Origin of the sequence: Campylobacter sp. US33a (assembly GCF_004378855.1) — a bacterium.
Taxonomy (GTDB): Bacteria; Campylobacterota; Campylobacteria; order Campylobacterales; family Campylobacteraceae; genus Campylobacter_D.
On sequence record NZ_RYYL01000004.1, the window covers coordinates 150,436 to 162,118 of the forward strand.

An 11,683-nucleotide genomic window follows, 5' to 3' on the forward strand; every position below is an offset into this window, starting at 1 on the left:
TAACGCCTTTGGGCAGTGGGTGGCTATGATGCAAATTTAGAGAGTGATATATTTACCGATGAGTTAAATTTGTGTTGTCTTTTACTCAAGGTGCGGTAGTTTAAGGGCTAAAAATACCTTAAAAAAGAATTGCGTAAGGCTTGACGGGGCTTGATTTTATGCCTTATAAATTCAGAAAATCTTTTATTTTTGATGATGAAAATATAAGAGATTTTATCTTTAAAGGTTATGTGATACCTTATAAAATCGACAAGGAAAAAGACTTAATCATCATTTTAGACATTTATAAAGAAAATTTGCTTGATTTTTGATTTATCTTTAAATTTAAGCTTTTTTAAAGAAAGTGCAATTTTTGTGCTTATTTTAATTTATTGTCGATAACTACAATCAAATTCGAAGGACTTCTTGTGTCCCACTTCTTTTTAAATGATTTTCAAGAGTTTTTGTTGTTTTTAGAATATTTTACCGATACAGTTGCAATGAAATTCAAAGGGCTTCCTAGTAGCCCACCTTTTTTAATATTGCTTCAAAATTTCTTCATCAAGCATTTTGATTAAATCTAAAAAATAATTCTATTCTTAGGATTAAGTCCTGTGGATGCTTTCAATTTTTGTAGTTAATCTTAGAAAGCTTTTGCCATTTTTGTTGTTTTTATAAAATATTTTCCTAGCGATAATTCCTATTCCTTAAATTTTGAATAGACTAAGAACTATATCTAAACTTTATATATTCCTAAAACACAACTTATTTCCATTTTCAAAAATAAATTTCTATTGCATTGATCATAATGTGTAAAATTAATATTTTTTAAATTCATCGCAAAATTTTACACCTTATTTTATTTGATAAGATAAATAATTGCTCCTAAGCCTATACAAGAAAGATGCTGATGGGATAAAATTCTTTTTTAATTTTTTTATCATTGGAATTTTATCCATCTGTTAAATTTACTATCAAGTTTATTTCTGGAAATGATTTCTATTGTGGCGATTTTTTTTGTAAGTTTAAAATTTATGTGTTTTTTATGAAAATGATTTAATAAAGTAGCTTGAAATAATTTTTTGCAAGAATTTAACCCTTTCCAAAAGGAAAGGGAAATTTTTAAGCAAATAAAGGAGCCACTAAAAATCCTAGTGCAACAGCGATGATGATCGCTACAACGCCTGGGATAAAGAAAGCGTGGTTAAAGATAAATTTGCCAATTCTAGTTGTGCCTGTATCGTCCATTTGAACCGCACCCAAAAGTGTAGGATAAGTTGGTAAAACGAAAAGTGCAGAAACTGCAGCAAAACAAGCAACTAGCATATAAGAATCACCTGTATTAGTAGCACTGATTCCTAATGCTGCAATGATAACTGGAACAATAGCTTTTGCAGTAGCTGCTTGAGAATATAAAAGCATACTTGCAAAGAAGAATGCCACAGCAAGCATAGCAGGAGCTTGTTTAACCCAATCTCCTGCTACTTCTTTAATAGCTGTTTCATGTCCTGCAACAAAAGTATTTCCAAGCCAAGCCACACCAAATACACAAACACAAGCAGTCATACCGCTTTTAAATACGCTTGTATCTAAAATTTTAGCCGGTTCAACTTTGCAAAGCCAAGTGATTAGTGCTGCAGCAGTAAGCAAGAAACTCATAATCGCTGCATCTCTTGGCACAACAACAGGATCAATCCACTTGATGTTGCTTGAAATTGCGGTAGCATAAAGCACAACAGCTAAAACGGTGATTAGAAAAATTGCAACTGAAAGTTTTGCACCTGGTTTATCTTCGCCAGCTAAAACCTCGCCTGCATCTTTTACAAGCCCAGCTTTTAATCTTTCTTGATACACAGGATCTTTACTTAAATCCATAGGAGTGATAAGACTTACAATGAAAGCTGTAAGCATGCAAGCAACAAAGGTTGTTACGATCCAAATTCCAATTAAAGTTGGATAGTTCCAACCCAAAGGCTCTAAAACACCACTCATATAAACAACTGCAGCACTTACAGGAGATGCAGTAATACCGATTTGCGAAGATACAACCATTAATGAAAGTGGCGCACTAGGTTTGATGTTTTGAGATTTTGCAACATCTACAACAACTGGCATTAAAGAAAATACTGCATTTCCGGTTCCTGCTAAAATAGTAAGCAACCAACCGCAAGCTGGAGCAAGATAGTTGATAAATCTAGGATGTTTTCTTAAAACTTTTTCAGTTACTCTAACCATATAATCAAGCCCGCCAGCTTGCTGCATAGCAGAAATTGCAGCAATAGCTGCTGCAATGATTAAAATAACATCCCAAGGAATATTTCCTGGTTTCATTCCTAAAACAAGACCTAAAACAACAACGCCAAGTCCACCTGCATAACCAATGGCAATACCACCTAAGCGTATACCGATGAAAATAGCACCCAAAAAGACGATTAATTGTAAAATCAGCATAAGATCCATTTTTAACTCCTAATTAAGCTTTTCTTTTCTCTGTCATTTGAGGATTTAGCATATTTTCAGGTGTTAAAATTTTATCAATCTCTTCTTTTGGAAGATAACCTCTTTCTAAACAAATATCACCTACTGCTTTTCCAGTTTGCAAAGCTTCTTTAGCAATGCTTGCAGATTTTTCATAGCCAAGTACTGGATTAAATGCTGTAACGATACCGATAGAATTTAATACCATTTTTTTGCAAGCTTCTGGATTAGCTTTTAAGCCTTTTACTGCTTTTTGTGCTAGAGTTTTCATCGCATTTTCAAGCAATACAATAGAATTGAAAAGCCCATAAGCAATTCCTGGTTCAAAAGCGTTAAGTTCAAATTCGCCTCTTTCAGAGCAAAGCATGATGGTTACATCATTTCCAATTACTTCATAGCAAGCTTCGCCTACTGCTTCGCAAATTACAGGATTTACTTTACCTGGCATAATAGAACTTCCTGGTTGCATAGCAGGTAAAGTGATTTCGCCGAGTCCGCATCTTGGACCTGAATTCATTAATCTTAAGTCGTTGGCAATTTTAGAAAGTCTAACAGCTGCAGTTTTTAAAGCACCGCTTACAAAAACAAAATCTGCAGTATCTTGAGTTGCGGCGATTAAATCTTTTGCTGGTTTAAAATCTACACCTGTGATTTCTTTTAATTTTTGTTCTACTTTTACTTTATAATCTGGGTGGCAGTTAATTCCTGTCCCAATCGCAGTTGCACCTAAATTTAAAACTGTCATTACCTCTCTTGCAGCGGTAAGTTTTTCTATGTCGCTTTGAATGTAGCTTGCAAAAGCGTTGAAAGTATTACCTAGCGTTGTTGGTACAGCATCTTCAAGCTCTGTTCTACCCATTTTAATCATATCTTTGTATTCTTTGGCTTTTACTAAAAGCTCACTTTTTAATTCTTCCATAGCTTTTAATAAATCTCCAAGTTTAGCATGAGTTGCTACTTTAATGGAGCTTGGATAAGTGTCGTTTGTTGATTGTCCTAGGTTTGTGTGATCGTTTGGATGAAGGTATTGATATTCACCTTTTTTGTGTCCCATGCTTTCTAATGCAATGTTAGTTAAAACTTCATTAACATTCATATTAGTTGAAGTTCCAGCACCACCTTGGATCATATCTACAACAAATTGATCTATAAATTCGCCATTTATTAATCTATCACAAGCTTTCGCAATAGCATCAGCCTTATCGGCATCAAGAACTCCTAATTCTTTATTGCTTAGGGCAGCAGCTTTTTTTACTTGCGCAAAAGCCTTAACAAAATAAGGGTAATTTTTTAGACTTCTTCCACTCATATGGAAGTTTTCTAGCGCTCTAAAAGTTTGCACGCCATAATACACATCATCAGAAATTTCAAGTTCTCCAATGAAATCATGTTCTTTTCTTGTTCCCATGATAAACCTTTCTAAAAAAGATATTGTAAGAAATAAATCTTACTTGCTGTAATATTAACACTCATAATTTTAATTTTAGTTTAAAAATTTAGTCTTTCTAGATCCAATAAAAAGGACTTTTTGAGTCCTTTTTATAACTCAAACTATGGTAAATTTTAAGTTTAATGTGTTATATTGCCATAATTATTTTATTTAAAATAAATTTTTATTTCATGGAAGATATATGGAAAATCTTAAAATTGAGCTAGAAAAAATCAAAATGAATCCTGAATGGAAAGAATTTTTAAAAGATGAATTTTGCAAAGATTATTTTTTAGAAATAAAAAAACACTACAAACAAGCTTTAGATGAAAGAAAGGTGATATATCCACCTTCTAATTTAACTTTTAATGCTTTTAATCTCACTCCTTTAAATTCCTTAAAAGTTGTTCTTTTAGGGCAAGATCCTTACCATCAACCGCATCAAGCGATGGGGCTTAGTTTTTCTGTGCCTTGTGGAGTGCGAATTCCGCCTAGTCTTTTAAATATTTATAAAGAATTACAAGCAGATTTAGGCATTAAAATTCATCATAATGGAGATTTGAGTGCTTGGGCAAGACAAGGAGTTTTGCTTTTAAATTCTATACTTAGCGTAGAAGCAAATAAACCAGCAAGCCATAGTTCTTGGGGTTGGCAAGAATTTAGTGATGCGGTAATTTCGCGTTTGAGTGAGCAAAAGCAGGGTTTGATTTTTTTACTCTGGGGTAATTATGCAAAAAGCAAAAAAGTTTTGATTGATACACGCAAGCATTTTGTATTAGAGGCAGCACATCCAAGTCCTTTAGCTAGGAGTGGTTTTTTAGGATGTAGGCATTTTTCTAAAACAAATCAGCTTTTGGAAAATCAAGGTAAAGAGAAGATAGAGTGGGATTTGGGTAAGTTTTAAAATTTAAATATTTATATTTACTATTTTTTAAATGAAAAATAAAAATTATTAAACTATATTACACTAATTTATAAAAAGTTAAGTTTTATTGGGCTAGAATGAGTTCGGTTTTTTAAAAAACTTTAATGATGTTTTCATAATGTAAAACAACATCTATGCTTAGATAGCTTATCTAAGAGGGGGCTCAATTTCTTAATTAAATACAGTTAAACAAAATTTGTCTTCTATTTTTAAGATTTTTTTATGTTTGATTGTATTTTTATAAGAATTTAAACCATTTTCTTTTTTTAAATTTCTTAACCCCCTATGAGGCTTGCACGAAATTTTTTTTTGCCTTATAATTTTTTGTGTTTTGCAAAAATTAAGGAGAAAAAATGTTAAGAAAAATATTTCTAGTTTTATTTTCAATATTTGTGTTAAATTCCCAAGCATTAATTCCAAAAGATACTATAGTGGTTGCAGTAGAAAATGAACCCAAACGCATTAATCCAATTTTCAGCGAAGATCACGATGCGGCCATTGCACTGATATTTTCAGGACTTACACGCTTTGATGAGAAGATGAATATCAAGCCTGATTTGGCAAAATCTTGGAAAATCAGCAAAGATGGCTTGGTCTATGAGTTTGACTTAAGGGAAGATGTTTTGTGGCATGATGGAGAAAAATTTAGCGCAAAAGATGTGAAATTTAGCCTAGAGGCATTTAAAAATAAAAAGCTAAATACTCCTGTATGGGTGAATTTTGAAATGATTGAAGATATAAAAATTATAAATGATTATAAGATAAAAATTACGCTTAAAGAACCTTTTCCAGCATTTTTAGATGTTTTGAGCTTGGGGATATTGCCAAAACATTTGCTAGAAAATAAAGATTTAAACAAAGATATTTTCAATCAAAAACCCATAGGCACAGGGCCTTTTAAATTTAAAGAATGGAAAAAAGGACAATATCTTAGTCTTGAAGCCAATGAAAATTATCATTTAGGCAAAGTAGGAAGTAAAAAGCTTATTTTAAAATTCATTTCAGATCCTTCTATCGCGGCTTTAGAATTAAAAAATTCAAGTGTTGATGTGGCTGTAGTTGATGCAACTTTGGCAAAAAATTTTGAAAATGATGCAAATTTTAATGTTTTAAAAATGAAAGGGGCTGATTATAGGGCTTTGATGTTTAATTTTGAAAATGAGCTTTTCAAAGATAAAAAAGTGCGTTTGGCCTTAAATTATGCGGTGAATAAAGCAGTTCTGATTGATTCTTTATTACATGGTTATGGCTTTGTGGCTAATCAACCTTTGCAGCTTTCTTGGGCGAGTCCAAAAGAAAATTTTGACTATGCTTATGATATGAAAAAAGCACAGAGTTTATTAGAAGAAGCGGGTTGGGCGAAAAATCAAAAAGGAATTTTAGAAAAAGATGGCAAGGAATTTGAATTTGAAATGTATGCTATGAGTGACGATCCTTTGCGTGTGGCTTTGGTGAATTTTTTGCAAAGTGAATTGAGGAAAATTGGCATTAAAGCAAGGGCGATGGCAAAGCCTCGTGGGAGTTTTGATTATTCTAAAGTTGATAGTTTTTTAGTGGGCTGGGGAAGTCCTTATGATCCAGATTTGCATACTTTTAGGGTTTTTAGCTCCATAGGTGATACTAAGAATAACGCTGGAGGTTGGAATTACGGACATTATGAGAATGCAAAAGTGGATAAGACTTTGTTGAACGCAAGAAGTGTTTTGGATATTGACAAACGAAAAAAACATTATGAAGAATTTATCAAAGCTTTAAATGAAGATCCTGCTTACATTTTTCTTGTTTATTTAGAATTTCCTGTTGTAGCGGCTAAAAATATACAAGGTTTAAAAGCAACGACTTTGGGTCACCATGGTGTAGGATTTACTTTTAATGCTTATGAGTGGAGCAAAAATTAGTGCTTATTTTGCTTATAAAGCGTATTCTTTGGGCTTGTTTTTTGTCTTTGTTTGGAAGTTTTTTGTGCTTTGTTTTGATTTTTTATTCCAAAGGAAGTGTGGCTCATGCTATGAGTTTAGCACCTGTAAATACAGAGCTTGTGAGTCAGATTGAAAGCAATTTAAATTTAGACAAACCACTTTTTATTCAGTATAAATCTTGGCTTACTCACTTTTTGCAAGCAGATTTTGGCATTTCTTTTGTGAGTGGCGAAAAAGTGAGTGTGATTTTAATGCAAACCTTGCCCTTAACGCTTATACTTGGACTTGGAGCATTTTTTGTTTTGTCTGTTTTATCCATTGTTTTGGCTATGCTTTGTGTGTATTATAAAGATAGTTTTTTTGATAAGTTCTTGCATTTTATAAGCATGAGTTTTTTGGCATTACCTTCTTTTGCTTTGTCTTCATTAGCAATATTGCTATTTAGTGTGGAGCTTAAAATTTTGCCTAGTTCTGGGGCTTTAACTTTTGAAGGAAATTTTAGTTTTAAGAATTTGATTTTGCCTTTGAGTGTGCTCGTTTTAACGCATTTGGCTATTTATTTGCGTTTTAGCAGAGAAGCTTTTTTAGAAAGTTTAAATCAAAACTATATCCAAAATGCTTTTGCAAGAGGACTTAGTAAAAAAAGAATTTATTGGCATTTGGTTTTAAAGGATGCTATGCCAAGTATTGTGAGTTATTTTGGCTCGTGCATAGTAAGTTTTTTAGGTACGACTTATGTTGTAGAGAGTGTTTTTTCTTATGGAGGCTTGGGTCAACTTGCACTAAAGAGTATTCTTTTTAAGGATTATCCTGTGGTGCTTGCTGTGATTGTCATAAGTATTTGTTTGGCTGTTTTTATCACTTTGTGTTGTGAGTTAATCATAAAAAGCATTTATACAAGGCTTGATAATGCTTAAAAATTATATTTATCTAGGTATTTTTTTATCATGTGTTGTGTTTGCAATTTGCATACCGCTTAGTCCCCATGAAGTCGATGTTGTAGATTTGTCTAATGCTAAAATTTCTCCTAGCTGGGAGTATTTTTTTGGTAGTGATTTGCTTGGTAGAGATGTATTTACAAGGATTGGGTATTCTTTTAGAATTTCTTTATTTGTCGGCCTTGGAGCAAGTTTTTTAGCACTATGTTTTGCGATTTTTTATGTGGGGTTAATGAGAATTGCTTTTAGGGAGTTTTGGCTTAGAATTTTGGATATGTTTTTGGCAATGCCATCTTTGCTTTTTATCATGTTTTTTCAAAGCATTTTAGCGGGTAATATTTTTGTGATGATTTTTGTTATAGCTTTAGGACATTGGGCTTTTATGGCAAAACTTTTGGATTCTAAGCTTTGTTATTTTGAAAAAAGCGATTTTTATTTAGCGGCTTTAGTGCTTGGAAATTCTAAATTTCGTGCTTTCTTTTTCGAGCTTTTACCTGCTTGTTTTCATATATTTTTTTTGCTTTTTTTGCTTAATATCACTCACGCAATTGCCGCTGAAGCGACTTTGAGTTTTTTTGGCTTAGGGCTTGATTTAAGCGAGGCAAGTTTGGGGACCATGTTAAATGATGCGAGTAAGGGCATTTTTAGCGGGGCTTGGTGGATTGTTGTTTTTCCTATTATTGCTTTGCTTGCACTTGTTTTGCCTCTTTTGGCTTTGGCGGATAATTTAAGGAAAAATTTGGGGGTTAAAATTTGATTTGCGTTAGGAATTTAAATTGCCAAGTTGGGGATAAAAAATTATTAGAAAATATTAGCTTAAATTTAGAAGAAAAACAAGCTCTTGCTATTATAGGTAAAAGTGGTTCTGGAAAGAGTTTGTTGGCTAGGAGTTTGTTGGCTTTATTGGATAGAGATTTTTATCTTAGAGCAGATGAGTTTTTTGTTGATGAAATCAAACCTTTAAAAGCAAATTCTAAGACATTGCAAATTTTAAGAACACGCGTGGCTTTAGTATTTCAAGATGTGATGGCGAGTTTTTATCCTTTTTTAGATGTGGGAGCTTTGTTTCATTTGATTTTAAAAACTCATACAAGATTGAATGCTAAGATGAGAAAAGAAAAAGCCTTTTTTTATCTCCATCGTTTTGGGCTTGAAAATTTGGAGCTTATTTGGCATTCTTATGTGCACCAATTAAGCGTTGGTATGGCCAGAAGAGTGAGTTTAGCTTTGGCTTTAGTGTGTGAGCCTAGGTATTTAATTTGCGATGAAATCACTTGTTCTTTAGACCATGAAAATGAACTTAGAATTTATGAGTTTTTGAAAGAATTAAAAAAAGATCTGGGCATTATTTTAATTACTCATGATTTAAATGGTGCAAGGGAACTTGCTGATGAAATTTTGGTTTTAGAAGAGGGTAAATGTATTGAAAAAGCTTTGAAAGATGAATTTTTTCAAGCTCCAAAAAGCGAATACGCAAAGAATTTATTGGCTGAATTTAAAAAGGAAAAATATTGCTTTTAAAACTTGATAATGTGTCTAAATTTTATACCTTAAAAAGGCATTGGTATTTAAAAAAAGAAAAAAATTGTATTTTTAAAAACATTAGTTTTAATCTTGCAAAAGGGCAAAATTTGCTTTTATCAGGGCAAAGCGGTTGTGGAAAAAGTACTTTGGCTAAGATGATAGCAATGCTTGAAAATATAGACGAAGGAGAAATTAAATTCCAAAACCACTCTTTAAATTCTTTAAAATTTGAAGAGCAAAGAGAGCTTAGAAAAAAATTACAATTTGTTTTTCAAGATCAAAAAACCGCTTTGCACCCTTGTAAAAAAGTTAAAACTTTACTTTTTGATGTGTATCAAAATTTCTCTTTAAAAGCTAATTTGGATGAAATTTTGGCATTTTTTGATTTGTTTGAGTTAAAAAAAGAAGTATTGGAGTTAAAGCCTTTTTATTTAAGTGGCGGACAAGCAGCTAGAATAGGGCTTATAAGAGCTTTGATTATAAAACCTGAATTACTGATTTTGGATGAAACAACAGCTTCTTTGGATTATTTAAGTGAAAAAAAAATATTGAAATTTTTAAATAAACTTGGAGAGCAAACGCTGATGAGCTGCATTTTCATTTCGCATAAAAATACTTTGATTAAAAATTATTGCCATAAGGAATTTAGTTTGGATAAAGTTTTGTAATTTTAATTATTTCAAAAATTCTCATTTTTAAATTGAAAATTTTATAATTAACTTTTATAAGTTTTTATATAGAAAAGATTAAGTAGAATATAAGAAGTTTTTCAAACAATTTTTTTAGAATTGTTTAAGTTTTACTCTAAAATAAAAGGAGTTTTTATGTCTCATATTTATACGCAACATCCTTATTTTGGGATATTTGCGATGATGGTTATTGCGAGTTTGATTTTTTTTGGACTAGTGTTTTTAGCTTCAAAAATTGGCAATAATTTTGCTGCAAAAAACCGAAAAAAACTAGGACTTGGAATTTATGAATGCGGTCCAATTCCTGTAAAACAAGCTAATAAAATAAATTCTCAATTCTTCATTGTGGCTTTAATTTTCATTCTTTTAGATATAGAAGTGGTTTTTTTATTTCCTTGGGCTTTGATTTTTAAAGAGCTGGGTTGGTTTGGGCTTTTAGAAGTTTTTGTTTTCATCCTACTTTTGGGAGTAGGTTTTTTATATGCTTATAAAAAAGGAGCGTTTCAATGGCAGAGCATCAAGTAAATTATGCCAGTGGTTTGCCGGTAGTTTTAACAAGCGTAGATAAGCTTGTTCAATGGGGAAGGAGCAATTCTTTATGGGCTTTATCTTATGGTTTAGCCTGTTGTGCGATTGAAATGATGGCAGCAGGCGGTTCAAGGTATGATTTTGATAGATTTGGGACTATTTTTAGAGCTTCACCACGCCATAGTGAAGTGATGATTATTGCAGGAACTTTGTGTAAAAAGCACGCTGAATTTACAAGAAGATTATACGACCAAATGCCTGATCCTAAATGGGTAATTTCTATGGGAAGTTGTGCAAACACAGGCGGTATGTTTAATACTTATTCGACTGTTCAAGGTGTGGATAGGATTATCCCTGTGGATATTTATGTGCCAGGTTGTGCGCCGCGCCCTGAAAGTTTTCAATTTGCTTTGATGATTTTGCAGAAAAAAATTCGTAAAGAAAAAGCGAGTCGTAAGATTGCTCCAAAAAGGCTTGTATAAATGAGAAAATATAGTGATAAAAAAAATGCTCAACTTCAAAATTATTACAAAGATAGATTTTACCATGCTCCACATACTAAAAAATTCGATGTAAATGAAAGTATTTTCAAGCAAGATTATGAAGTTTTAAAAACCCAAATTGAAATTATAAATTCTTTCATAGAACTTGATTTTTGGGTGATTGAAATCAAAAAAGAAGATAATGTTAAGACCTTAGAAATGCTTAAAACTTTAGGATATTTAAGCTTTACAGAAGCAAGCGCAATTGATTTTGTAGTACAAAAAAATGGCTTTGAAGTGTTTTATCAGCTTTTAAATTTAGAAAAAAAGCTAAGGGTGCGTGTTAGAACCTTTGTGGGCGTAAAAGAAAGATTGCAAAGCGTTGCGCATATCTTTAAAGGGGCAAATTGGAGTGAGAGAGAAATTTATGATATGTTTGGAATTTTCATCATAAATCATCCAAATTTAAAACGCATTCTAATGCCTGATGATTGGTATGGACATCCACTCTTAAAAACCTATCCTTTGCAGGGTGATGAGTTTGCTAAGTGGTATGAGATTGATAAAATTTTTGGCAAAGAATATAGAGAAATTGTAGGCGAAGAGCAAAGAGATCCTGGTTTTGTAAACGATAAAGATACGCTAAATTTTGCAAGGCTTTATCACGAAACGCCAAAAGGCGGCGCTAGTAAGGAAATTTCTTTTAAACAAGAATATCAAGAAGATGATGGCGTGGCTTTTGTAAAAAAAGTCAAACGCGATCAAGCAAAAATTTTAGAAAAAAGGCGTTAA

The 11,683-nt window shown here is 32.2% G+C and carries 12 protein-coding genes and 1 pseudogene; 11 read left to right on the top strand and 2 right to left on the bottom strand.

The genetic code is table 11. From position 1 onward, the window contains the following. Positions 1 to 15: 15 nt before the first annotated feature. Both ELQ16_RS10465 and ELQ16_RS09970 read left to right on the top strand, forming a co-directional pair. Positions 16 to 311: pseudogene (locus ELQ16_RS10465) on the top strand (type II toxin-antitoxin system RelE/ParE family toxin). Between the two features lie 96 nt (positions 312 to 407). Further along, on the top strand, positions 408 to 557 hold the full coding sequence (locus ELQ16_RS09970; protein WP_166739650.1) for a hypothetical protein: 150 nt from the start codon (positions 408 to 410) through the stop codon (positions 555 to 557). A gap of 544 nt (positions 558 to 1,101) precedes the next feature. Here the strand turns inward: ELQ16_RS09970 and ELQ16_RS04290 are convergent. Continuing rightward, a complete protein-coding gene (locus tag ELQ16_RS04290) occupies positions 1,102 to 2,439 on the bottom strand; it encodes an anaerobic C4-dicarboxylate transporter (RefSeq protein ID WP_134238331.1) in 1,338 nt (445 codons plus the stop codon). 13 nt (positions 2,440 to 2,452) lie between these two features. Continuing rightward, positions 2,453 to 3,865, bottom strand: a complete 1,413-nt coding sequence (locus ELQ16_RS04295) for an aspartate ammonia-lyase (protein WP_134238332.1) — start codon at positions 3,863 to 3,865, stop codon at positions 2,453 to 2,455. A gap of 223 nt (positions 3,866 to 4,088) precedes the next feature. Here ELQ16_RS04295 and ung point away from each other — a divergent pair, with 223 nt between their 5' ends. From ung to ELQ16_RS04340, 9 genes are all read left to right on the top strand, one after another. Continuing rightward, positions 4,089 to 4,790, top strand: a complete 702-nt coding sequence (gene ung, locus ELQ16_RS04300) for a uracil-DNA glycosylase (protein ID WP_134238333.1) — start codon at positions 4,089 to 4,091, stop codon at positions 4,788 to 4,790. Positions 4,791 to 5,164: 374 nt separating this feature from the next. Next, complete coding sequence (locus tag ELQ16_RS04305; RefSeq protein ID WP_134238334.1) at positions 5,165 to 6,709, top strand: ABC transporter substrate-binding protein; 1,545 nt, start codon at positions 5,165 to 5,167, stop codon at positions 6,707 to 6,709. After that, on the top strand, positions 6,694 to 7,647 hold the full coding sequence (locus tag ELQ16_RS04310) for an ABC transporter permease (protein ID WP_134238335.1): 954 nt from the start codon (positions 6,694 to 6,696) through the stop codon (positions 7,645 to 7,647). Before ELQ16_RS04305 ends, ELQ16_RS04310 begins: the two co-directional genes overlap by 16 nt. Further along, positions 7,640 to 8,425 carry an ABC transporter permease gene (locus ELQ16_RS04315; RefSeq protein ID WP_134238336.1) on the top strand — a complete coding sequence of 262 codons (786 nt, stop codon included), beginning with the start codon at positions 7,640 to 7,642 and terminating at the stop codon, positions 8,423 to 8,425. Before ELQ16_RS04310 ends, ELQ16_RS04315 begins: the two co-directional genes overlap by 8 nt. Beyond that, on the top strand, positions 8,425 to 9,189 hold the full coding sequence (locus tag ELQ16_RS04320) for an ATP-binding cassette domain-containing protein (protein ID WP_134238373.1): 765 nt from the start codon (positions 8,425 to 8,427) through the stop codon (positions 9,187 to 9,189). Before ELQ16_RS04315 ends, ELQ16_RS04320 begins: the two co-directional genes overlap by 1 nt. Further along, a complete protein-coding gene (locus ELQ16_RS04325) occupies positions 9,180 to 9,860 on the top strand; it encodes an ABC transporter ATP-binding protein (protein ID WP_134238337.1) in 681 nt (226 codons plus the stop codon). The genes ELQ16_RS04320 and ELQ16_RS04325 overlap by 10 nt, the downstream gene beginning before the upstream one ends. 156 nt (positions 9,861 to 10,016) lie before the next feature. After that, the gene (locus ELQ16_RS04330) at positions 10,017 to 10,406 is read left to right on the top strand and encodes an NAD(P)H-quinone oxidoreductase subunit 3 (protein ID WP_134238338.1); all 390 of its coding nucleotides are present in this window, start codon (positions 10,017 to 10,019) and stop codon (positions 10,404 to 10,406) included. Next, entirely contained in the window at positions 10,388 to 10,891 is a 504-nt protein-coding gene (locus ELQ16_RS04335) for an NADH-quinone oxidoreductase subunit B family protein (protein ID WP_002777888.1), read from the top strand. The genes ELQ16_RS04330 and ELQ16_RS04335 overlap by 19 nt, the downstream gene beginning before the upstream one ends. Beyond that, positions 10,892 to 11,683, top strand: coding sequence for an NADH-quinone oxidoreductase subunit C (locus tag ELQ16_RS04340; protein ID WP_134238339.1), 792 nt, complete (start codon positions 10,892 to 10,894; stop codon positions 11,681 to 11,683).

Bases quoted from the DNA above. Each gene is read 5' to 3' on its own strand.
- ELQ16_RS04290 (WP_134238331.1), bottom strand. From the start codon at position 2,439: ATGGATCTTATGCTGATTTTACAATTAATCGTCTTTTTGGGTGCTATT.
- ELQ16_RS04295 (WP_134238332.1), bottom strand. From the start codon at position 3,865: ATGGGAACAAGAAAAGAACATGATTTCATTGGAGAACTTGAAATTTCT.
- ung (WP_134238333.1), top strand. From the start codon at position 4,089: ATGGAAAATCTTAAAATTGAGCTAGAAAAAATCAAAATGAATCCTGAA.
- ELQ16_RS04305 (WP_134238334.1), top strand. From the start codon at position 5,165: ATGTTAAGAAAAATATTTCTAGTTTTATTTTCAATATTTGTGTTAAAT.
- ELQ16_RS04315 (WP_134238336.1), top strand. From the start codon at position 7,640: ATGCTTAAAAATTATATTTATCTAGGTATTTTTTTATCATGTGTTGTG.
- ELQ16_RS04330 (WP_134238338.1), top strand. From the start codon at position 10,017: ATGTCTCATATTTATACGCAACATCCTTATTTTGGGATATTTGCGATG.
- ELQ16_RS04335 (WP_002777888.1), top strand. From the start codon at position 10,388: ATGGCAGAGCATCAAGTAAATTATGCCAGTGGTTTGCCGGTAGTTTTA.
- ELQ16_RS04340 (WP_134238339.1), top strand. From the start codon at position 10,892: ATGAGAAAATATAGTGATAAAAAAAATGCTCAACTTCAAAATTATTAC.